This is a genomic window from Lentzea nigeriaca, assembly GCF_016907955.1.
Lineage (GTDB): Bacteria > Actinomycetota > Actinomycetes > Mycobacteriales > Pseudonocardiaceae > Lentzea > Lentzea nigeriaca.
In genome coordinates, this window is record NZ_JAFBCX010000029.1 from 1 (window position 1) to 20,404 (window position 20,404).

Consider the following 20,404-nt stretch of genomic DNA (forward strand, 5'->3'; position numbering starts at 1 on the left):
TCGCAATCCACACCGAACCCGGAGGCCCTCCCTCATTCCAAGATCATCCGATCACGTGTCGGACCGTTCGCAACCTCGCGGGGCAGTACACCTAGACGGTCCCTTCCAGCAGAAGAGCCGCGTTCCGCCGGACGTGGCCGGCCGGATCACTGTCGCGCAGCTGCCTGACGAGGTCGAGCAGGCCTGGATGCGGGAAGTAGCCGGTAGCGATGACCACCGACTGGCGAACTCCCGCGTCCGGATCGCCCGCAACGCGCCGGAACGCCTGCGCAAGCTGGTCGCCGTCCTCGTCGGCGGCGGAGAGTGCCGCCGCGTAGACGCAGATCAGCTTGTCGTTCGTGGTGCTCGCCCGGTCCAGCTCCCGCAACGCTTCCGGGGTGGACCAGAGTTCACAGTCGTGCCGGACGTGCGCCGTCACCTCCGCGCTGCCCGGACCGCGCACGGTGAGATACCGGGTGCCGATGGGGCGGTCGTCGACCTGGTGGATCTCGGTCTTGCGATCGAGGGTCACGAAGATGTCGACGAACGCCCCGGCCTCCGGCTTCTGGTGGTGCGTCAGGATCCAGCCGCGTCGCATGGCCACGAAGTCGACGTCGTCCGACGTGAAACCGGACTTGAGGACGAACCGGCTGCTGAAATCCGGCATCTCAGTCCAGCGACGTCACGAACTTCGAGACGGCGTCCGGATGGAGCTTCTGCGCCATCCGCCCCGACGGCGCCAGCGACCCCAGCCGGTACAGCGGACGTTCCGGAGCGGCCAGCCCGCGCGCCTCCGCCCGCAGCTGGGCCACGAGCAGCTCCGAGAACACCAGGCCCGGTGTGTCACCGCGTGCGGCCAGCGCGTCGGCGAGGCGGCGCAGCTGGTAGATGCCCAGCTCGCGGCCGCCCATGCCGGAGTACATCGACAGCCCGATGTTGATCGCCTTCTTGTTGCCGCGCACGAACAGGCCGACGGTCCTGGCGTTGCGCATGTCGGTGACGAGCAGGTCGAGCGCGTCGGCGGTGGCGAGGTCGACGGTCCGCGTCCCGAAGCCGCGCACGTGGACGCGCGTGCCCGCCAGCCACGTGGTGCGGCGGGCCTCGGACATCGCGAGCAGCACCACCGGCAGCGCCACGATCAGGGCGGCGATGATGCCCGCCCAGCGGCCGCCGATGAAGCCCACGATCGCGCCGAAGGCGAGGGCGACCATCACGCCGCCGATCGCCACCATCCGCGCACGCTTGCGGACCGTCACCCGGTCCAGCAGGTCGAGCGAGAGCTGGTCGCTCTTGTCGTCTTGGCTCACAGCGCCTTCCGCACCGCCTCGACCACGTCCGTCAGCGACACGGTCACCTGCTCGCCCGTGGCGAGGGTCTTCACGCCGATGCTGCCCGCCTCCAGGTCGCGCTCGCCGAGCACCAGCGCCAACCGGGCACCGGACTTGTCGGCGACCTTGAAGCCCGCCTTCATCGACTTGCCGCCGTAGACCAGGTCGGTGCGCACGCCGGCCGCGCGCAGCTCGCCCGCGATCGCCACCAGCCTGGCCCGCGCGGCCTCGCCCAGCGGCACGCCGATCACGTCGACGCGGCTGAACTCCGGCAGCACGCCCTCGGCCTGGGCCGCGAGCAACGCCCTGTCGACGCCCAGGCCGAACCCGACACCGGACAGCTCCTGGCCGCCGAGCTGCGCCATCAGGCCGTCGTAGCGGCCGCCGCCGCCGATGCCCGACTGCGCGCCCAGGCCGTCGTGGACGAACTCGAACGTCGTCTTCGTGTAGTAGTCGAGGCCGCGGACCATGCGCGGGTTCTCCACGAACTTCACGCCCAGCTCCGTCAGGTAGCCCTTGACGAGCTCGTAGTGCGCCCGGCACTCGTCACACAGGTGATCCACCATCAGCGGCGCCTCGGCGACCATGGCGCGCACCTCCGGCCGCTTGTCGTCGAGCACGCGCAGCGGGTTCAGCTCGGCGCGCTGGCGGGTCGCCTCGTCGAGCGGCAGCTTCGCGAGGAACTCCTGCAGCAGCGAGCGGTAGGCGGGACGGCAGTTCGCGTCGCCCAGCGACGTGAGCTCCAGCCGGTAGCCGGTGAGGCCCAGCGCGCGGAACCCGGCGTCACCGACCGCGATGACCTCGGCGTCCAGGGCCGGGTCGTCGATGCCGATCGCCTCGATGCCGACCTGGTGGAACTGCCGGTACCGGCCGGCCTGCGGGGCCTCGGCGCGGAAGAACTGACCCGCGTAGTAGAGCTTCGCCGGCAGCTGGCCGCGGTCGAGGCTGTGCTCGATCACGGCCCGCATCACGCCCGCGGTGCCCTCCGGTCGCAGCGTGATGGAGCGGTCGCCGCGGTCGAGGAAGGTGTACATCTCCTTCGTCACGACGTCGGTCGACTCGCCGACACCGCGCGAGAACAGCGCCGTGTCCTCGAAGACCGGCAGCTCCACGTAGCCGTAGCCCGCGAGCTCGGCTGCACGGGTCAGCGTCGACCGGACGTGCAGGAACGCGGCGGACGTCGGCGGGATGTAGTCGGGAACGCCTTTGGGAGCGGAAAACACGTTTCTCAGAGTCCTCGGTGCGGGGCGGCCGGAGCATCCTGCAGCTGAAGCAGGTAGGGGTTCGTCGCACGCTCGCGGCCTATGGTCGTCGTCGGGCCGTGGCCGGGCAGCACCACCGTGTCGTCGGGCAAGGTGAGGACCTTGTTCTGCAGAGACGACAGCATGCGCGAGTGGTCACCGCCAGGCAGGTCGGTGCGTCCGATGGAACCGGCGAAGAGCGTGTCACCCGAGATCACCAGGCGACCGCCTTCCTGCACGCCGGAGCGGAACATCACCGACCCGCCGGTATGGCCTGGCGTGTGGTCGACGGTGATCTGCAGCCCGGCGAGGTCGAGGTCGGCGCCGTCGACGAGCGAGCGGACCTCGCTCGGCTCGCGCATCTCGAGGTTCCCCCCGAAGAACGCGGCCGACTCGCGGCTGATGCCCTTCAGCGGATCGGCGAGCATCTCGACGTCGTCCGGGTGGATGTACGCGGGGATGTCGTTGCCGTCGCAGACCGGGGTGACGGAGAACGTGTGGTCGAAGTGCCCGTGCGTGAGCAACACGGCGACAGGCGCGAGCCGGTGCTTGCGCAAGGCCTGCTCGATCGGTTCGACCGCGTCCTGACCGGGATCGATGATCACGCAGGGCTCGCCCTCACCGGCCGCGAGGACGAAGCAGTTCGCCTGCAGCGCGCCAGTGGGGAACCCGATCACGAGCACGAAAATGACCTCCCTGTTCAACCACAGCCTAACCACCACACAAAGCTCATATGCCCAGGCCCTAGACTCCCGAGCCGTCCGCCCTATTCGCATGAGTCCCTGGGGAGGGAGCACGTGCCCACCAACGAGCAGCGACGCGCGGCAGCCAAGCGCAAGCTTGAGCGCCAGATGGTCTACCGCCAGCAGCGGGCCAAGAAGCGTCGCATCATCGCCGTCGTGTCGACGGTCGTCGTTGTTGCGCTCGTCGGAGGTGGTGTGTGGTGGCTCGCGACCCACGACTTCGGCAACGGTGACGCGGCCGCGTCGGAGACTCCGCAGAAGGAGTCGGTGGACAAGGCGGAGAACATCCCCACAGCACTGCACCAGATCCCGAAGCGCCCGCAGGCGCTGCCGGCGAAGGTGAACTGTGAATACACGAAGGGCCAGGAGCCGGCGGCCAAGGAGAACACGCCGCCCGCGAACGGCGAGCAGTCCGCCAGCGGCACCGTCGCGGTCACGCTCGGCACCTCGATCGGCGACCTGAAGCTGAACCTCGACCGCTCGCTCGCGCCGTGCACGGTCAACAACTTCGTGAACCTGGCGAAGCAGAAGTACTTCGACAACACCACCTGCCACCGCCTCACGGTGAAGGGCATCCAGGTCCTGCAGTGCGGCGACCCCGGCGGCGACGGCAGGGGCGGCCCCGGCTACTCGTTCAAGGACGAGACCTACCCGGAGCTCACCTACGGCCGCGGCGTGCTCGCCATGGCGAACTCGGGCCCGGACACCAACGGCTCGCAGTTCTTCATCGTCTACGGCGACACGCAGCTGAAGCCGGACTACACCGTGTTCGGCACGGTCGACGAGGAGTCGCTGAAGAAGATCGACGAGGTCGCGAAGACCGGCACGATCTCGCAGACGCCCGGCCAGGGCGACGGCAAGCCGAAGACCCCGGTCGACATCAAGTCGGCGACGGTCGCCAACTAACTCTTCACATGATGAAGGGGAACCTTCCTCCACCTCACGTGGATGAAGGTTCCCCTTCATCGTTTCCAGCGGGCGCGGCCGCGGGGGCCTTCTCGTGCCGGCGTCAGGCGACCTGCGCCCTGGCCTCCACGGCGGTCCAGCCCTGCGACTTGTCGCATTGTGCGGACGAGCGGAAGCCCGGCGGCACCTTGGACCCGGCCTTGAAGAACGACTCGCCGCCCTTCTCGCACCTGAGGATCACGTAGTGGAAGTTGCCGCCACCGCCGCGGCAGATCGCGTGACCCATGTTCCGGCCAGACTCGACCCAGGCCTCGCAGACCCTGTCGTCCGCGACCGCCGCGCCCGGCAGCAGCACCGCCGCCACGGCCGCCGCGGCAGCGGCCATCCCGACCAGCTTCTTCATGTCCGTCCCCCAGGAGGTTGATCTTGTTCTGGCGGGCGTCACCATGCCAGCCGGAAGCGGGGAACGGGCCCGAGTTGCCCCCAGTTGCACAGGAGCCCCCGGCCTGAGCAGGCCGGGGACGCCCTGATGCTGATCTACGAGGCCGACGTCACGCGGTAGACGTCGTAGACGCCCTCAACGCTCCGCACGGCCTTCAGAACGTGTCCGAGGTGCTTCGGGTCGCCCATCTCGAACGAGAACCGGCTGACGGCCACTCTGTCGCGCGACGTCGTCACCGACGCCGACAGGATGTTCACGCGCTCGTCGGCCAGCACCTTCGTGACGTCCGACAGCAGCCGGTGCCGGTCGAGCGCCTCCACCTGGATGGCCACCAGGAAGACACTGGACGCCGACGGCGCCCACTCGACGTCGAGCAGCCGCTCCGGCGACTTCAGCAGCTCGTCCGCGTTCGTGCAGTCGGTGCGGTGCACGGACACACCGCCGCCGCGCGTCACGAAGCCGAGGATGTCGTCGCCCGGCACCGGGGTGCAGCAGCGGGCGAGCTTCACCCACACGTCGCCCGCGTCCTTGACGATCACGCCCGCGTCGCCAGTGGGGCGACGCCTCGTGACCGTGGACGGGGTGGCGCGGTCGGCCAGTTCCTCCTCGGCGTGTTCGACACCGCCGAGCTGCGCGACGAGCCGCTGCACGACGTGCCTGGCCGAGGTGTGGCCCTCGCCGACCGCCGCGTACAGCGCGCTCATGTCCGGGTAGTGCAGTTCCTTCGCCAGGGCCTGCATCGAGTCGACGCTGACCAGACGCTGGATCGGCAGCCCGACGCGCCGGACCTCCTTGGTGATCGCGTCCTTGCCCTGCTCGATCGCCTCTTCCTTGCGCTCCTTGGCGAACCACTGCTTGATCTTCGCCTTGGCGCGCGGGGACGCGACGAAGCTCAACCAGTCGCGGGACGGGCCCGCGCCCTCCGCCTTGGAGGTGAAGATCTCGACGACCTCGCCGTTCTCGAGCTTGCGTTCGAGAGCGACCAGGCGACCGTTCACACGGGCGCCGATGCAGCGGTGACCCACCTCGGTGTGGACGGCGTAGGCGAAGTCGACCGGCGTCGAGCCCGTCGGCAGCGTCTGCACGTCGCCCTTGGGCGTGAACACGAAGATCTCGCGCGCGGCGAGGTCCCAGCGCAGCCCTTCGAGGAACTCACCGGGGTCCGCGGCTTCCCGCTGCCAGTCGAGGAGCTGACGCATCCACGCCATCTCGTCGATCTCGACGGACTTGCCGTTGTGCGTGCCCTTGGTTTCCTTGTACCGCCAGTGCGCCGCGATGCCGTACTCGGCCCGCTGGTGCATCTCGTGGGTGCGGATCTGCACCTCGAGAGGCTTGCCGTCGGGACCGATGACGGTCGTGTGCAGCGACTGGTACACGCCGAACCGCGGCTGCGCGATGTAGTCCTTGAACCGCCCCGGCATCGGCTGCCACGCCGCATGGACGACGCCCATCGCCGCGTAGCAGTCGCGCACCTCGTCGACCAGGATCCGCACACCCACGAGGTCGTGGATGTCGTCGAAGTCGCGGCCGCGGACGATCATCTTCTGGTTGATCGAGTAGTAGTGCTTCGGCCGTCCCTCGACCTTCGCGACGATCCGCGCACCCTCCAGCTGGGTGTGCAGCTCGTCGACGACGGTCCTCAGATACGTGTCGCGACTCGGTGCGCGCTTCGCGACCAGCCGCACGATCTCGTCGTACTTCTTCGGCTGCAGGATCGCGAACGCGAGGTCCTCCAGCTCCCACTTGACGGTCGCCATGCCCAGCCGGTGGGCCAGCGGTGCGAGCACTTCGAGCGTTTCACGGGCCTTGCGGGCCTGCTTCTCCGGCGGCAGGAACCGCATGGTGCGCATGTTGTGCAGCCGGTCGGCGAGCTTGATGACCAGAACCCGCGGGTCCTTCGCCATCGCGATGACCATCTTGCGAATGGTCTCCGCCTCGGCCGCTGCCCCCAGCTTGACCTTGTCCAGCTTCGTGACACCGTCGACGAGGCGAGCGACTTCCTCGCCGAAGTCGTCCTTCAGCTGCCCCAGCGAGTAGTCGGTGTCTTCAACTGTGTCGTGCAGCAGCGCGGCCACCAGCGTCGTGGTGTCCATGCCCAGCTCGGCGAGGATCGTCGCCACGGCGAGCGGATGGGTGATGTACGGGTCGCCGGACTTGCGGCGCTGCGGGCGGTGCTTCTCCTCGGCAACGTCGTACGCGTGCTGCAGAAGCGCCAGATCGGCCTTGGGATGGAGGTCACGGTGCACGGCGGCGAGAGGTTCGAGGACCTGCTTCACCGGGGCCGCACGTTGGGCGGTGATGCGCCGCGCGAGGCGGGCACGCACGCGCCGGGTAGCCGACGGTTGAACAACCGTCGCAGCGGGTTCGGTGTCTTGACTCAACCCCACGCTCCTCGGGTCTCGCGAGTACCGAGGATAACGCGTTTACGGTGACGAAACTTCCGGACGCTCGACGAGCGGCGCAGCTCACACGGTGAACGCCACCCGAACTTTTGCTGAGCCGATCAGGCGACGCTCGCCACGAACGCGCGCCACGCCTGAATCGAAAAGACCAGGGCGTCACCGCGAGTGGCCTTCGAGTCACGCACGAGTGCATCCTGGGCCAGCGACACCTCCACACATGCGGTGTCCCCCTCGGGACCGCTGTAGGTGCTCTTACGCCAGCTCCGCTCGTGGAACATGAGAGTCCTTCCGCAGTCCGCTGACGTAGTTCGCCAGCAGGCCACGTGATTGTCCCTCATCCAAAGCGAGGGCATCCAACCACTTGAAGAACTCCCGGCTGTCCGCGATGGCTGCGCCGTCGTGCGCGAAGACGTTTCCGAGGTCGGTCTCGCTGTACGCCACCGGAATCAGCTTCTCGAAGCTGAAGAGCATGCGCGGAGACATCCTGATCGGGCCGGGACCAGCAGACATCGGCACGATCCGAAGGATGTGCGTATTGAACAGCATGCGGAGGTACTGCTCCTCCATGATCCGCTCGTCGCCGACCTGAAGTTGGAGAGCCAACTCGTGCACATAGAAGCGGCACTCTGGACGGTTCTGAACCCTCTGCAGGATCGCCTGCCGATCCATGCGCCACTTGAGGCTCTTCTCGACATCCGCTGGCGTCTTGCGACCTGTGGAAAGCAGCGCTTCCGCATACTCGCGCGTTTGAATGAGGCCGGGGACCGTCAGCACGTCATAGCAAGTGATCTTCTTGGCCTTCGCCTCCGTCATCGCGAGGGTCCGGAGGTTGTCGGGCACCAGCACCACGTACGGGTCGAAGGCGTAGCGGTACCGGTCGCGGAAGCGTTCGAAGTAGGCGCTGTCGCGGCCGCACGTCATGAGGTACTGGACGAGGTCGATCTCGCTCGCACGCGCCTTGCCGTTCTCGATGTTCGAGACCTTGCTCGGGTCCCAGCCGAGCCGCTCGGCGAAGGCGAACCCGGTCAGCGTCGTGAACTTCTCACGCAGGCGGCGAAGCTCGTCGCCGAGGTCGCGGCTGTAGGCGGTGGAGGTGATCGCAGTCATTGGTCCGACGGTAGGCATTGACCCTCCTCCACGAATCCGCTCATTCGGGTGAAAACGGGGGTATCAGGCGGCGGGCCAAAACGCCGTTCCAATTCGACAATCTTCCGCATGATCACATTATCCCGAACGCGAATTTCCGCGACTTCGTCAACGACTGCGCTCAGCAGTTTGCCGGTGGACATAAGCCGGAGGTCTGGTTCGCTCATGCGTTCGACCTTACCGCAAGATCACGGCGAAAATGCACGTCAGCGATCACACGTTCGGGTGAACGAACACGAACCATATGGCACCGTTACTGCACATCTCTCTAGACACAAAGCAACCTCTGGAAACACCTAAAGCAATAGAAACCGACGCACGCCGAAATTCGTTCCCGACGATCGAGGGTGCGTACCGGACCGGCACAGCCGCCTGACAGACTCCCGAGCGTGAGGACACTCCTGTGGTGCGCCGGCATGACCGCGGTCTGGCTGGGCACGATGGCGTACCTGGCGCTGGACGACCCGCACTACATCGACCCGAGGTCGATCATCGGCTCCGCGGTGGGCTGGATCCTCGCCACCTCCGTCAGCTACCTGCTGCTCCGGCGCGCCGAGTCCCCGCAGCTGTGGGAGATCGCGGTGGTCACGGCACCGGCGTCGCTGGTGACATTGGTGTTCGTCTCAATCGGGGCCGCCTTCATGGCGCCGCCACCACCCGCCTGACATGCTTGATCGCTCCAAGTGAGCGCCAGGTCTGGGGGACCCCGATGCACACGCACGCCGAGCACAGGCCGTTCTGGCAGCCCCTGGCGTTCGCCGCCATCTGGTACGCCGCGATCGTGCTGCTCAACCTCCAGAACGACCCGCTGCGCACGCTGCTTCTCGGCGTCGTTCCGTGGCTGGGCACCTCGGTCGCCCTGTGGCGGGTCGCGCACGGCGAGATGAAGGCGTGGCGGCTGATCCTGCTGGGCCTGCCGATCTACTACTTCCTGTGGGCGCTGACCGTCGTCTTCGCCTACCGGTTCGTCACGCCGATCACCGGCTGATCAGGGGCACCAACAACGTCTGGGGGGACATCATGAACACACCTGTTCGACAGAGAACGCCGTTCCTGCACTGCGCTGCGGGCGCGCTCATCTGGTACATCGCGGTCGTGGTCGCCTACGGCATCGCGGAGCTGCGGACCGGGACGGAAGCACCGGTCACGATCGTCGAGGTGGTCGTCGGCGCGGTCGCCTGGGCGATCACCTCGACGCTCGTGTGGGCGTTCCTGCTGGCCGTCAAGGCGCGGATCCAGCCGTGGCTGCTGATCGTGATCGCGCTGCCGATCTTCGGCGTGATCTGGTTCGCGCTCCACGTCGTGACGTTCTTGTTCGTCGTGGGCTTCATCATGCCGAGGTGACAGCAGCAACATCGAGAGGCCAGGTGCGCAACCACCGGGTACTGCGGAGACGACTGGCGAACCGCCTAGACGGCCAGCAGCGCGCTGACCTCGCGGCCCGCCAGGCGGGAACGGCCGCCCAGCGCGGCGATCTCGATCACCACGGACACGCCGGTCACGATGCCGCCCGCACGCTCCACGAGCTTGCAGGCGGCCTCGGCGGTGCCGCCGGTGGCGAGCACGTCGTCGACGACGACCACGCGCTGGCCCGGCTGGATGGCGTCCGCCGGCAGTTCCAGCGAGGCCGTGCCGTACTCGAGGTCGTACGACACCGAGTCGGCGACCACCGGCAGCTTGCCCGGCTTGCGCAGCGGCACGACGCCGTAGCGCCAGCCGTAGCCCAGAGCGGCGCCCAGGAGGAAGCCGCGCGACTCGATGGCGGCGATCACCTGGGTGCTGTCGTCGATCTTGTCCTGGAGGGCGTCGACGACGGCGCGCAGGGCGTCCGGGTCGGCGAGAACGGGCGTGAGGTCCCGGAAGACCACCCCCTTCTGGGGGAAGTCCGGGACCTCACGCATCAAGCCCAGTGCTCGTTCCAACTTCAACGCTGACGCTTTCCGGTCGGGCGGCGACGCGAGTCCGAAGCCTTGGCGGTGCGGTGAGGCACCGACGCGGCGGCGGCGAGCGCCTCTTCCTTGCGCAGGTCGGCGGCGAGCGCTTCGTCGTCGGCCGACTCGATGTCCTCGGCCACGACGGCGCCGGACGACGCCGTCTTGGCGCGGCGGGCGGCCACGCGCTTGGCCTGCGCGATGTACTTCGGGTCGCGCATCTTCAGGTCCACCAGTGCCGGCGTGGCGATGAAGATCGACGACATGGCACCGACGAACATGCCGACGAGCTGCACCAGCGCCAGGTCCTGGAGCGTACCGACGCCCAGGATGCCGACACCGACGACCAGCAGGCCGATGACCGGCAGCAACGCGATCAACGAGGTATTGATCGAGCGCATCAGGGTCTGGTTCAGCGCAAGGTTCGCGGCCTCGGCGTAGGTGCGGCGGGTCAGGCCCAGCAGGCCTCGGGTGTTCTCCTTGACCTTGTCGAACACGACGACCGTGTCGTACAGGGAGAAACCGAGGATGGTGAGCAGACCGATGACCGTCGCGGGCGTCACCTCGAAGCCGATGAGCGAGTACACGCCCGCGGTGATGATGACGTCGTGGAACACCGCGATGAGCGCGGCGACCGCCATGCGCCACTCGAAGTAGAACGCGAGGAACAGCGTCACCGCCACGAAGAACCAGAACAGGGCCCACAGGGCCTTCCAGCTGATCTCGCCACCCCACGACGCGGACACGGCGCTGTCGGAGATCGCCCCCTGGCCACCCTTCGGCTTGGTGTCGTTCGCCAGCGCGGTCTTGAGGGTCGCGACCTCCTGGATGCTCAGCGCGGGCGACTTGATCTGGATCGTCGCGCTGGCACCGGTGCCGACGGCCTGCACGGCGTTGGGCTTCTTACCGGGAAGGGCCTTCGCGTAAGAGTCCTCGACGGCCGAGGTCGAGATGGCCTGGCTCGACTCCGCCACGGACGGCATCGAGATCTTCGTACCGCCCTCGAAGTCGATGCCGAGGTTGAACTGCCTGAACACCATCGAGCCGATGCAGACCAGCAGGATGATGCCCGAGACGATGTACCAGCGGGTGCGCTTGCCGACGATGTCGAAAGCGCCGTTGCCCACATAGAGGCGCGTGAACACGTTGCCCATGTCAGGCCTCCTTCACGGCAGCGGTCTTGCCGGTCACGGCGGCGCGGTGGGCCGCACCCTCGCGTGCGGCGCCGCCCAGGCCGGACAGGTTCGGGTTGGACAGGAACTTGGACTTCGACGCCATGGCGACCAGCGGGTGCGTCACGAGGAACACGACCACGAGGTCGAGGACCGTCGACATGCCCAGGGTGAACGCGAAGCCCTTCACCTGGCCGACCGCGATCATGTACAGCACGGCGGCGGCGATGAAGCTGACCGCGTCGGCGGAGAGGATCGTGCGGCGCGAACGAACCCACGCGCGCGGCACGGCCGAACGGAACGTCCGACCCTCACGCACCTCGTCCTTCAGTCGTTCGAAGAAGACGATGAACGAGTCGGCGGTGATACCGATGGCGACGATGAAACCGGCGATGCCCGCCAGGTCGAGCGTGAACCCGATCCAGCGACCCAGCAGCACGAGCACCGCGTAGATGATCAGACCGGACAGGCCCAGCGACAGGATCGTCAGGATGCCCAGCAGGCGGTAGTAGAACATGCAGTAGACGAAGACCAGCGCGAGGCCGATGCCGCCGGCGATGAGACCGGCCTTGAGCGACTGCAGGCCGAGCGTCGGGGAGATCGTCTGCGCCTCGGAGGCGTCGAAGGACAGCGGCAGCGCACCGTACTTCAGCGTGTTCGCGAGGCTCTGGGCCTCCGCCAGCGTGAACTTGCCGCTGATCTCGGTGGAACCACCGGTGATGGCCGACTGGATGGTCGGCGCGGACATGACCTCACCGTCGAGCACGACGGCGACGGCCTGCTGCACGTTGGCCGAGGTGAACTTGCCCCACTTGGTGCCGCCGTCACTCTTGAAGTCGAGGTTGACGACGTAGCCGGTGCCGTTCGGGTTCTTGTTGGCCGCGGCGTTGTTGATGTCCTCACCCGTGAGGCGGGAGTAGGTGCTGTAGTCGTCCGGCTTGGTCTGCGTGTCTTCCTTCGGCGGGTTGACCGGCGCGAGGATGTACTTGTACGCGCCCTTCTCACCGCAGGTGACGAGCGGCTTGTCCAGGTCGTCGTTGCCGCGCAGCGGGTCCGGCTTGGTGCAGTCGAGCATGAGCGCGGCCTGCTGCAGGATCTGCTGGTCGGTGGCCTGGCGCAGCGCCTTGGCCTCCTGGATCTCCTTCGCGACCTTCGGGTCGACGTTGGAGGGGGCGGACGGCGTGCTCGGCGCCGTGGACGACGGCGCGGTGCTTCCGGACGGCGGCGTGCTCGACGGCTGCGCGGCCAGGTTCGGAGCGGGACGGCCCTGCGGCGCGTTGCTCGACGACGGCTGTGAGGCGGTCTGGTTCGGCGACGACGGCGGCGTGCTCGCGTTGCTCGACGGCGGGGTGCTCGACGACGGCGCCTGCGTGTTCGGTGCCGCGGCTGCCGGGATCGGCTGACCGAGGACCTTGCGGAACGCGAGGCGAGCGGTCTGGCCGAGGCCCTTCGCGCCTTCGCTGTCCGCGCCGGGCACGGTGATCGTCAGGTTGTTGCCGTCGCGCACGACCTCGGCACCGGAGACGCCGAGACCGTTGACGCGCACCTCGATGAGGTCACGTGCGCGGGTCAGCGCTTCCTCGCTCGGCTGGGCGCCGTTTTCCTGACGCGCGGTCAGGGTGACGATCGTGCCGCCCTGGAGGTCGATACCGAGCTTGGGTTTGGCCGAACCGTTCCCGGTGAAGAACACCAGGGCGTAAAGCGCGACCACGATGAGGACAAAACTCGCCAAGTACTTCGCAGGGCGAATTTGCCCGGCCGGAGGTGCCACGATCCGTCCGTCTCCTAGTAGCGATGGTTTCCGAGCGCGCAGCGTAACGCGCGCCGCGTGAGCTGCGCGTCACTACCTGGAGTTGGCGGTGTTCACAGTTGCCAACTCCAGGAGTGCGAGCCTGTTTTGTTACTTCTTGGCGTTGTGGTCGAGGGGCTCGGCGACCTGTGCGGTGGTCACCTGCTCCCCGGCCTCGTCCGCGGTCTCCTCGGTCACGGCCTCGTCCGTGTCGACGACCTTCTCGCGGATCGCGGCGCGCAGCCAGCGCGTGACGACACCCTCGGAGATCTCGATGTCGATGGTGGTGTCGTGGCTGGCATCGGCGACGGTGCCGTACAGACCAGACGTGGTCATCACCTTGTCACCGGGCTCGAGCGAGTTCTGCAGAGACTGCTGCTCGGCCATCGCCCGCTTCTGCTTGCGCGCGCTGAGGAACAGCGGCACAGCCAGCAGAACCAGCAGCAACGGGAACATCAAATTGCCAAGGTTGCCCATCATTCTCCGATCAAGTGGACATGCCTTGCAGTCGCACGTCCGATATGTCCAGGTGCTTTCACCGATTGTGCCAGGTCACCACAGTTGATCACCGGCGGGCGGTTCCAGCCCCAGGTGGTGCCACGCGGCGGGCGTCGCCACTCGGCCGCGTGGTGTCCGGGCCAGCATGCCAGCTCGCACCAAATACGGTTCGCACACCTCTTCCACGGTGGTCGGTTCCTCACCGACGGCGACCGCGAGGGTGGACACGCCGACCGGGCCGCCGTTGAAGCTCTTGACCAGGGCGGTCAGCACCGCGCGGTCGAGCCGGTCGAGGCCGAGCTGGTCGACGTCGTAGACCTCCAGCGCCTGCTTGGCGATCTCCTCGGTGACCCTGCCGTCGGCCCTGACCTCCGCGAAGTCGCGGACGCGGCGGAGCAGCCGGTTCGCGATGCGGGGCGTGCCGCGGCTGCGGCTCGCGATCTCGATGGCGCCGTCGTCGTGGAGGTCGACGCCGAGGATCTTGGCGCTGCGCTTCACGATGAGGTCGAGCTCGTCCGCCGAGTAAAACTCCATGTGGCCGGTGAAGCCGAAGCGGTCGCGCAGCGGGCCCGTGAGCGCTCCGGACCTCGTCGTCGCTCCGACCAGCGTGAACGGCGCGATGTCGAGCGGGATGCTGGTCGCTCCGGGGCCCTTGCCGACGACGACGTCGACGCGGAAGTCCTCCATGGCGAGGTACAGCATCTCCTCCGCGGGCCTGGCCATGCGGTGGATCTCGTCGATGAACAGGACGTCGCCTTCGACGAGGTTCGACAACATGGCCGCGAGGTCGCCCGCGCGTTCCAGCGCCGGGCCGCTGGTGATGCGGATGGCGCTGTTCAGCTCCTTCGCGATGATCATGGCGAGGGAGGTCTTGCCGAGGCCGGGAGGGCCGCTGAGCAGCACGTGGTCCGGGGCGGTGCCACGGCGCATGGCACCGTGCAGGACGAGTTCGAGCTGCTCTCGGACTCTTTGCTGACCGACGAACTCGTGCAGGTCGGCGGGCCTGAGGCTGGTTTCGACGTCACGCTCGGCCGGCGCGGCGAAGGGGCTGAGCTCGTCCTCGGTCACTTGCGCCCCAGGGTCGCGAGCGCGCGGCGCAAAACGGCGGAGGTGGACTGGTCCGGGTTGTCGGCGAGGACGTTGTCGACGGTGGCTTCCGCGGCCTTCGCGGGGAAGCCGAGGCCGAGCAGCGCTTCGACGACGTGGTCGCGGGTCTGGCTGTGTGCCGGTGCCGTGGGCGTGGGCAGCGCGCCGACCTTGTCGCGGAGCTCGATGATGAGGCGTTCCGCGCCCTTCTTGCCGATGCCGGGGACCTGCGTCAGCACCGTGATGTTGCCTTCGGCGAGGGCGTGGCGGAGCTTGTCCGGTTCGAGCACGGCCAGGGTGGCCAGGGCTATGCGCGGGCCGATGCCGCTGACGGTCTGGAGCAGGCCGAACAGCTCGCGGGCCTCGACGTCGGCGAACCCGAAGAGGGTGAGGCTGTCCTCGCGGACGACCAGCGAGGTGGCGAGGCTGGCCTCCTCGCCGCGGCGCAGGGTGGCGAGCGTGCTCGGGGTCATCTGGACGGCGAACCCGACGCCGCCCACCTCGACGACGGCGTGGTCGAGGCCGACGTGCTGCACCTGGCCGCGCAGTGACGAGATCACCTGGTTCCTCCGGACTTCACGCTCACGCCGGCGTCCCCTCGCGAAGGGGACCCCTTGATTTCATTCTTCCAGCCGACCCTGACAATTTCGGCGCGCGCTCCGGCGGGAACGGCTGGAGGCGCCTGCAAGTACCACCAACTCTTGATCGGACCGCCGCCAACCGCACCCAACCAGTTCGACGTTCGGCGAACCGACTTGCGGTCGTCGGTGCGCAGCGGCACCACCCGTGACGAGCTGTTGGCTGTGGAAAAGTGCTTGTTGATGTTGAGTTGGTGGTACTTGCAAACGCCGTCAGCCGTCCGGCGGGCGGGGGCGGTCATGATCCGCTCCGGCGCGCGGCCTCGGCCAGGCGGGCCTTGTGGACGCGGGCCAGCTCCGCGGCTTTCGCCTGTGCCTCTTCCATGCGCGAGCGCATCGGCGCGCGCCAGTGATGGCAGATCGCGAGCGCCAGCGCGTCCGCCGCGTCCGCCGGCTTCGGCGCCACCTTCAACCCCAGCAGCTTCGTGACCATCGCCGTCACCTGCGCCTTGTCCGCGCGCCCCGACCCCGTGACGGCGGCCTTCACCTCGGACGGTGTGTGGAACTCGACGGGCAGATTCCGTTGCGCGGCGGCCAGAGCCACCACCCCGGACGCCTGCGCGACCCCCATCGCGGTGCGGACGTTGTGCTGCGCGAAGACCCGTTCGACGGCGACGACCTGAGGTTCGTAACGGTCCAGCCACTCACACACGCCGACGTACAGCTCGTGCAGACGCACGGACAGAGGAGCGTCCACGGGCGTGCGCAGGACGTCGACGGCGACCGCACGCACGGTCCGGCCCGGCCCGCCGTCGACGACGCCGAAGCCGCACCTGGTCAGACCGGGGTCGACCCCGAACACCCGCACAACAGCTCCCCGGATCGCCGAACGAACAACCGTTCGAACCATATCCGGTGCGCTGAAGCGGGACTCGCACCGACACGGTTCGACAAGTCCACACCGGCGTCACTAGATTGGGTTTCGATCACGGGAGACTCGGTGAAGAGGTTCTGGCTCGTTGTGGGGTGCGTCGGCACCTTCATGGCGGTCACCATCATCGTCGCCCTGGCCGTGCCGCGCGAGATCGGCATCGCGATCGACAAGGTCGTGCAGCTGGTGTTCGCTGTCGCAGCGCTCGTCGCCTATGCACGGCAACGCAACGGCTGGATGACCGCGGCGATGACGAGCCTGACCGTCGCGCTGTCCGCGTGGATCTGGGGTCAGCAGATCCTGGGCGTGCAGCTGCCGACGTCGACGCTCGCGCCGCTCGGGTTCACGCTGGTACCGGTGCTGTGCCTGGCCGCCGTGGTCGTCAAGGCCCAGCAGCGCCGCGCGGACGACCTGCTGCCGAACTACCGCAGCCGCACGGTCGTGGTGCTCGACGGACTGATCGTGATCGGGTCGCTGTTCGTGCTGACGTGGGTGTCGGCGCTGGAGTCGCTGACCCGCGCATGGGCGAAGGAAGGCCCCGGTTTCGCCACGGTGGTGGCGCATCCCGCCGCGTACCTCGTGCTGCTCGTGGCCATCGTCGTGATGTCGTGGACGCATCAGTCCGTGCGTCAGTGGCCGATGTTCTTCGTCGCATTGGCCGGTGTCGCGCAGTCGTCGTCCGGCTGGGTGTTCGCGTACTACATCTCCAAGGGGATCACGTCGATCCCGACGACCGCGGACATCGGTTTCATGCTGTGCCCGGCGTTCTTCTTCCTCAGCGCGCTGGCACCGGCGCGCAACCGGCAACCGACGTCCGGCCGGATGCGCACGGCCGACCTGCTGCACCTGTTCGTGCCGTACCTGCCGCTCGCGGTCACCGGTCTGTTCATCGGCTGGAACACCGCGACCGGCGGCCGCCTCAACCCGATCGAGATCTACGTCGGGATTTCCGTGGTGTGCCTGGTGATCGTGCGGCAGTTGCGGACGATGATGGACAACGTCCGGCTGATGAACCAGCTCCGCGTCTCTCGCGAACAGCTACGGCACGAGGCGACGCACGACCCGTTGACCGGTGTCGCGAACCGTTCCCTGTTCCGGGATCGGCTCGAAAGCGCGCTGGCGGTGAGGGATCGCGCGCGGCCGCTGATCCTGCTGTTCATCGACGTGGACGGGTTCAAGGCGGTCAACGACAACCACGGGCACGCCGAGGGCGACATCGTGCTGCGCAACGTCGCGGCACGGCTGCAGAACAGCGTCCGCCAGGAGGACGTCGTGGCGCGGCTGGGCGGCGACGAGTTCGGCGTGCTGGTCGACGGCGGCGACGCGGACGACATCGGCTCGCGGCTGCTGGACGCTCTCGCGCACCCGCACGAGGTGCACGGCCGGGTGCATCACGTGCACGCCAGCATCGGTGTGGCGCAACGTTTCTCGTACGACTCGACAGTGACGGCCGACGAGGTGCTCGGTGCCGCGGACGCCGCGATGTACACGGCGAAACGACTCGGCAAGGGCATGGTCGTCGTGCACGGTTCCCCGCTTCCGGAGATGACGTGACCCCAGAGCAGCTGATCGCCTCGCTGGGCATGCAGGAGCTTCCCGTCGAGGGCGGCCACTTCGCGCAGACGCACCGCTCCGAGGAGGCGTCCGCGATCGCGTACCTGTTGCGTGCGCCGGATTTCTCGGGCATGCACGTGCTGAAGCACCTGGAGATCTACAACTTCCACGCCGGGTCGCCGTTGCGGATGTTGTTGCTGCACCCGGACGGTTCGGTGTCGCAGCCGGTGTTGTCCGCGGCCAACCCGCAGGTGGTCGTGCCAGCGGGGGTGTGGCAGGGCAGCTCGCCCGCGGGTGACTGGTCGTTGGTCGGCACGGTGGTGGTACCGCCGTACACCGACGACATCGTGTCGTTCGGCCACGCGGACGAGCTGTGCGCGCGTTATCCGTCGCACGCGGCGGAGATCAGGCCTTTGTGCCGCTTCTAGGATCTTGCGCATGGCGATGATCCCGCTGAACGGCATCGAGCTGAACGTCCAGACCGAGGGCTCCGGTGATCTCGTCCTGCTGGTCATGGGCGCCGGCAGCCCCGGCCGCGTCTGGCGCACCTACCAGGTGCCCGCGCTGGTCAAGGCGGGTTGTCGGGTCGCCTTCTTCGACAACCGCGGCATCCGGCCGTCGTCGGAGTGCGCGGACGGTTTCACGATCGACGACATGGTCGCCGACACCGCGGCGTTGATCGAGCACCTGGGCGGCCCGGCGCACGTGATCGGCACGTCGCTGGGTGCGCGGGTCACGCAGGAACTGGCGCTGGCCCGGCCGGACCTGCTCCGCGGCGCGGTGATGATGGCGACCGCCGCACGCCCGCACCCGGTGCAGCAGGCGTGGTCGCGCAGCCTGATGGAGCTGTACGACAAGGGTGTCGAGGTGCCGCCGTCCTTCTACGCGGCGGCCGCGGTGGTCCGCAACCTCTCCCCCGCGACGCTCGCGGACCCGATCATCGCCCGCGACTGGGTGCAGATGTACGAGTTCGCCGGCTCGTCGCTGGGCCCCGGTGAACGCGCGCAGCTCGCCTTGAGCGACTACGAGCCCCGCGTCGAGGCGTACCGGCGGATTTCCGTGCGGTCGCTGGTGATCGGGTTCGCGGACGACCTCGTCCTGCCACCCCGCCTGTCACGCGAGGTGGCGGACGCGATCCCCGGTGCCCGTTACGTCGAGGTCGCCGACTGCGGGCACATCGGGTACCTGGAGCGGCCGGACGAGGTCAACCGGCTGCTGGTCGAGTTCGTCGGTGGCGCGTGAACCCGGACGAGCACCCCGAACTCGATGCCTTCCTGGCTGCGCTGAGTCCCGGTGACCTGCTGCCGGGCACGGTCGCGGCCATCGAGCGGTTCGGCGTGTTCGTGCGGCTCGACGACGGTCCCCGGCACCCGATCTTCCCCGGCACCGGCTTCGTCTCGATCCCCGAACTGTCCTGGCGCCACATCTCCGCGGCCTCCGACGCCGTGCAGGTCGGAGAGCGCGTCACCGGCAAGTTCCTGCACTACGCCACCTGGAACATGGAGGCCCGGCTGTCGTTGCGGGCAACGCAGCCGGACCCCTTCCAGGCTTTCGCCGACGAAGTCACCCCTGGGCGGGAACTTCGCGGCCGGGTGACGAAGCAGGCGCCCTTCGGCGTCTTCGTCGAAGTCGCCGACGGCGTCGAGGGCCTGGTGCCTCAGCCCGGTCTCGGCCGAGCCGGTGACGACGTCACCGTCGTCGTCACCGGCATCGACCGGGAGCGGCGCCGGGTCGACCTCAGCGGTCGAGGCTGAACTCGTCCGTGGTCGACCCGCCGATCAGCACGTCGAGGTACCCGCTCAACACATAGGTGCCGTGCGGCGTGCGGGCCGCCGTGGTCGGCGCGGTCTTCCAGTCGCGCTGGGACCTGATCTGCCACGTGCGCGTGTCGAGCACGGTCACGGCGTTCTTGCCGGGCGCGCTCAGCTTGTTCGTCACGACCGTGAGGCCCTGGGGCGTGAGGGTGAGGCCGTCCGCGCCGGGGAGCTTGGGCGCGGGCAGCTCCTCGACGTGGCCCTGCGTGACCTTGAACAGCGTGCCGTTCATGTAGTGACCGGTGATGAGGAATCCCCTGGGGTCCCAGACGATTCCGTTGTTGCCGAAGGACTCCCCGCCGAGGCGCGGGTCCTTCGCGAACGCCGTGACGGTGCCGGCGGGGTCGACCTTGAAGATCGTGTCACCCTTCGTGCCGGTGACGTAGGCGTTGCCGAACGGGTCGACCGCCACGTCGTTGGCGCCGTTGGGGACGTCGATCAGGCTGATCGTGCGGCCGGTGCGCAGGTCGAAGATCCCGAGTCCTGACTGGCCTGGTTCCTGCCGGTCGCCGAAGCCGATGTCGCCGAACGCGACGAGCACCCGGCCGCGGTCCAGCTGGATGCCGAAGGTCGACACCATCTTCGTGCCGCTGACCAGCGTGCGGACCCGGCCGGTCTGGCTGACCAGCGACACCGTGCCGTGGCGCAGTGAGCTGACCAGGAACTGGCCACGGGTCGGATCCCACTGCACGCCCTCGGGGTGCAGTGACTCGGCGACCCCTCCGATGTGCCTCGGCGTTGCTTCCGCTGTGCCCGTGACCAGCAACAACGCCGCCATGACGGCAAGCGCGACGCGCATTGCTTCCCTCCAGTAAGAGCACTGATGGCTATCAGAGTTCTGATAACTATCAATACTCTTACCAC

At 68.1% G+C, this 20,404-nt stretch carries 25 protein-coding genes; 8 read left to right on the top strand and 17 right to left on the bottom strand.

The features are described 5' to 3' along the window. Window positions 1–91 precede the first annotated feature (91 nt). From JOD27_RS43160 to JOD27_RS43175, 4 genes are read right to left on the bottom strand one after another with little or no spacing between them, the layout of a single operon-like run. Window positions 92–646, bottom strand: a complete 555-nt coding sequence (locus tag JOD27_RS43160) for a HEAT repeat domain-containing protein (protein ID WP_204768195.1) — start codon at window positions 644–646, stop codon at window positions 92–94. Between the two features lies 1 nt (window position 647). Beyond that, window positions 648–1,286, bottom strand: coding sequence for a hypothetical protein (locus JOD27_RS43165; protein WP_204768196.1), 639 nt, complete (start codon window positions 1,284–1,286; stop codon window positions 648–650). After that, the gene (gene hisS / locus JOD27_RS43170; RefSeq protein WP_204768265.1) at window positions 1,283–2,539 is read right to left on the bottom strand and encodes a histidine--tRNA ligase; all 1,257 of its coding nucleotides are present in this window, start codon (window positions 2,537–2,539) and stop codon (window positions 1,283–1,285) included. Before hisS ends, JOD27_RS43165 begins: the two co-directional genes overlap by 4 nt. After that, a complete protein-coding gene (locus JOD27_RS43175; RefSeq protein ID WP_204768197.1) occupies window positions 2,536–3,231 on the bottom strand; it encodes an MBL fold metallo-hydrolase in 696 nt (231 codons plus the stop codon). The genes hisS and JOD27_RS43175 overlap by 4 nt, the downstream gene beginning before the upstream one ends. Window positions 3,232–3,345: 114 nt before the next feature. Between JOD27_RS43175 and JOD27_RS43180 the strand changes: the two genes are divergently transcribed. Next, entirely contained in the window at window positions 3,346–4,197 is an 852-nt protein-coding gene (locus JOD27_RS43180) for a peptidylprolyl isomerase (RefSeq protein ID WP_204768198.1), read from the top strand. Between the two features lie 103 nt (window positions 4,198–4,300). Here JOD27_RS43180 and JOD27_RS43185 read toward each other — a convergent pair whose 3' ends face one another. From JOD27_RS43185 to JOD27_RS43200, 4 genes are all read right to left on the bottom strand, one after another. Continuing rightward, window positions 4,301–4,600, bottom strand: a complete 300-nt coding sequence (locus tag JOD27_RS43185) for a hypothetical protein (RefSeq protein ID WP_204768199.1) — start codon at window positions 4,598–4,600, stop codon at window positions 4,301–4,303. Between the two features lie 134 nt (window positions 4,601–4,734). Further along, window positions 4,735–7,020 carry a RelA/SpoT family protein gene (locus JOD27_RS43190; protein ID WP_239571608.1) on the bottom strand — a complete coding sequence of 762 codons (2,286 nt, stop codon included), beginning with the start codon at window positions 7,018–7,020 and terminating at the stop codon, window positions 4,735–4,737. A gap of 122 nt (window positions 7,021–7,142) precedes the next feature. After that, a complete protein-coding gene (locus tag JOD27_RS43195) occupies window positions 7,143–7,394 on the bottom strand; it encodes a DUF397 domain-containing protein (RefSeq protein WP_307830662.1) in 252 nt (83 codons plus the stop codon). Further along, window positions 7,294–8,166: a helix-turn-helix domain-containing protein gene (locus JOD27_RS43200; RefSeq protein ID WP_204768202.1), complete on the bottom strand. Its 873-nt coding sequence runs from the start codon at window positions 8,164–8,166 to the stop codon at window positions 7,294–7,296. The genes JOD27_RS43195 and JOD27_RS43200 overlap by 101 nt, the downstream gene beginning before the upstream one ends. Window positions 8,167–8,576: 410 nt before the next feature. Here JOD27_RS43200 and JOD27_RS43205 point away from each other — a divergent pair, with 410 nt between their 5' ends. Genes JOD27_RS43205 through JOD27_RS43215 form a run of 3 tightly spaced genes read left to right on the top strand, consistent with a single transcriptional unit; the run spans window position 8,577 to window position 9,531 of the window. Next, window positions 8,577–8,852: a hypothetical protein gene (locus JOD27_RS43205; protein WP_204768203.1), complete on the top strand. Its 276-nt coding sequence runs from the start codon at window positions 8,577–8,579 to the stop codon at window positions 8,850–8,852. Between the two features lie 44 nt (window positions 8,853–8,896). After that, a complete protein-coding gene (locus JOD27_RS43210; protein WP_204768204.1) occupies window positions 8,897–9,175 on the top strand; it encodes a hypothetical protein in 279 nt (92 codons plus the stop codon). A 32-nt stretch (window positions 9,176–9,207) separates the two neighbouring features. Further along, entirely contained in the window at window positions 9,208–9,531 is a 324-nt protein-coding gene (locus JOD27_RS43215; RefSeq protein ID WP_204768205.1) for a hypothetical protein, read from the top strand. 65 nt (window positions 9,532–9,596) lie between these two features. Here the strand turns inward: JOD27_RS43215 and JOD27_RS43220 are convergent, their stop codons facing one another. The 8 genes from JOD27_RS43220 to ruvC form a co-directional block, all read right to left on the bottom strand. Next, the gene (locus JOD27_RS43220; RefSeq protein ID WP_204768206.1) at window positions 9,597–10,088 is read right to left on the bottom strand and encodes an adenine phosphoribosyltransferase; all 492 of its coding nucleotides are present in this window, start codon (window positions 10,086–10,088) and stop codon (window positions 9,597–9,599) included. A gap of 23 nt (window positions 10,089–10,111) precedes the next feature. Then, a complete protein-coding gene (secF, locus tag JOD27_RS43225) occupies window positions 10,112–11,272 on the bottom strand; it encodes a protein translocase subunit SecF (RefSeq protein ID WP_204768207.1) in 1,161 nt (386 codons plus the stop codon). Between the two features lies 1 nt (window position 11,273). Beyond that, a complete protein-coding gene (gene secD / locus JOD27_RS43230) occupies window positions 11,274–13,061 on the bottom strand; it encodes a protein translocase subunit SecD (protein ID WP_204768208.1) in 1,788 nt (595 codons plus the stop codon). A gap of 129 nt (window positions 13,062–13,190) precedes the next feature. Beyond that, window positions 13,191–13,535, bottom strand: a complete 345-nt coding sequence (gene yajC, locus JOD27_RS43235) for a preprotein translocase subunit YajC (protein WP_204768266.1) — start codon at window positions 13,533–13,535, stop codon at window positions 13,191–13,193. Between the two features lie 96 nt (window positions 13,536–13,631). Beyond that, window positions 13,632–14,645, bottom strand: a complete 1,014-nt coding sequence (ruvB, locus tag JOD27_RS43240; protein WP_204768209.1) for a Holliday junction branch migration DNA helicase RuvB — start codon at window positions 14,643–14,645, stop codon at window positions 13,632–13,634. After that, on the bottom strand, window positions 14,642–15,223 hold the full coding sequence (gene ruvA, locus JOD27_RS43245; RefSeq protein WP_204768210.1) for a Holliday junction branch migration protein RuvA: 582 nt from the start codon (window positions 15,221–15,223) through the stop codon (window positions 14,642–14,644). The genes ruvB and ruvA overlap by 4 nt, the downstream gene beginning before the upstream one ends. Continuing rightward, window positions 15,220–15,543 (bottom strand): hypothetical protein, encoded by a 324-nt coding sequence (locus JOD27_RS43250; protein WP_204768211.1) that lies wholly within the window; start codon window positions 15,541–15,543, stop codon window positions 15,220–15,222. The genes ruvA and JOD27_RS43250 overlap by 4 nt, the downstream gene beginning before the upstream one ends. After that, a complete protein-coding gene (ruvC, locus tag JOD27_RS43255; protein ID WP_204768212.1) occupies window positions 15,540–16,109 on the bottom strand; it encodes a crossover junction endodeoxyribonuclease RuvC in 570 nt (189 codons plus the stop codon). The genes JOD27_RS43250 and ruvC overlap by 4 nt, the downstream gene beginning before the upstream one ends. Window positions 16,110–16,241: 132 nt before the next feature. Between ruvC and JOD27_RS43260 the strand changes: the two genes are divergently transcribed. The 4 genes from JOD27_RS43260 to JOD27_RS43275 are packed head-to-tail and all read left to right on the top strand — an operon-like array spanning window position 16,242 to window position 19,480. Continuing rightward, window positions 16,242–17,726: a diguanylate cyclase domain-containing protein gene (locus tag JOD27_RS43260; protein WP_307830663.1), complete on the top strand. Its 1,485-nt coding sequence runs from the start codon at window positions 16,242–16,244 to the stop codon at window positions 17,724–17,726. Beyond that, on the top strand, window positions 17,723–18,154 hold the full coding sequence (locus JOD27_RS43265) for a cupin domain-containing protein (RefSeq protein WP_204768213.1): 432 nt from the start codon (window positions 17,723–17,725) through the stop codon (window positions 18,152–18,154). The genes JOD27_RS43260 and JOD27_RS43265 overlap by 4 nt, the downstream gene beginning before the upstream one ends. Window positions 18,155–18,164: 10 nt before the next feature. Continuing rightward, window positions 18,165–18,968 carry an alpha/beta fold hydrolase gene (locus JOD27_RS43270; protein ID WP_204768214.1) on the top strand — a complete coding sequence of 268 codons (804 nt, stop codon included), beginning with the start codon at window positions 18,165–18,167 and terminating at the stop codon, window positions 18,966–18,968. Further along, complete coding sequence (locus tag JOD27_RS43275; protein ID WP_204768215.1) at window positions 18,965–19,480, top strand: S1 RNA-binding domain-containing protein; 516 nt, start codon at window positions 18,965–18,967, stop codon at window positions 19,478–19,480. The genes JOD27_RS43270 and JOD27_RS43275 overlap by 4 nt, the downstream gene beginning before the upstream one ends. Here the strand turns inward: JOD27_RS43275 and JOD27_RS43280 are convergent. After that, window positions 19,464–20,339, bottom strand: coding sequence for a hypothetical protein (locus JOD27_RS43280; protein ID WP_204768216.1), 876 nt, complete (start codon window positions 20,337–20,339; stop codon window positions 19,464–19,466). The two genes, JOD27_RS43275 and JOD27_RS43280, sit on opposite strands and share 17 nt — an antisense overlap. Between the last annotated feature and the right edge of the window lie 65 nt (window positions 20,340–20,404).

Bases quoted from the DNA above. Each gene is read 5' to 3' on its own strand.
- JOD27_RS43270 (WP_204768214.1), top strand. From the start codon at position 18,165: ATGGCGATGATCCCGCTGAACGGCATCGAGCTGAACGTCCAGACCGAG.
- JOD27_RS43185 (WP_204768199.1), bottom strand. From the start codon at position 4,600: ATGAAGAAGCTGGTCGGGATGGCCGCTGCCGCGGCGGCCGTGGCGGCG.
- JOD27_RS43215 (WP_204768205.1), top strand. From the start codon at position 9,208: ATGAACACACCTGTTCGACAGAGAACGCCGTTCCTGCACTGCGCTGCG.
- JOD27_RS43160 (WP_204768195.1), bottom strand. From the start codon at position 646: ATGCCGGATTTCAGCAGCCGGTTCGTCCTCAAGTCCGGTTTCACGTCG.
- yajC (WP_204768266.1), bottom strand. From the start codon at position 13,535: ATGTTCCCGTTGCTGCTGGTTCTGCTGGCTGTGCCGCTGTTCCTCAGC.
- JOD27_RS43210 (WP_204768204.1), top strand. From the start codon at position 8,897: ATGCACACGCACGCCGAGCACAGGCCGTTCTGGCAGCCCCTGGCGTTC.
- JOD27_RS43200 (WP_204768202.1), bottom strand. From the start codon at position 8,166: ATGCCTACCGTCGGACCAATGACTGCGATCACCTCCACCGCCTACAGC.
- JOD27_RS43220 (WP_204768206.1), bottom strand. From the start codon at position 10,088: ATGCGTGAGGTCCCGGACTTCCCCCAGAAGGGGGTGGTCTTCCGGGAC.
- JOD27_RS43280 (WP_204768216.1), bottom strand. From the start codon at position 20,339: ATGCGCGTCGCGCTTGCCGTCATGGCGGCGTTGTTGCTGGTCACGGGC.
- JOD27_RS43250 (WP_204768211.1), bottom strand. From the start codon at position 15,543: ATGACCGCCCCCGCCCGCCGGACGGCTGACGGCGTTTGCAAGTACCAC.
- secF (WP_204768207.1), bottom strand. From the start codon at position 11,272: ATGGGCAACGTGTTCACGCGCCTCTATGTGGGCAACGGCGCTTTCGAC.
- JOD27_RS43195 (WP_307830662.1), bottom strand. From the start codon at position 7,394: ATGCCCTCGCTTTGGATGAGGGACAATCACGTGGCCTGCTGGCGAACT.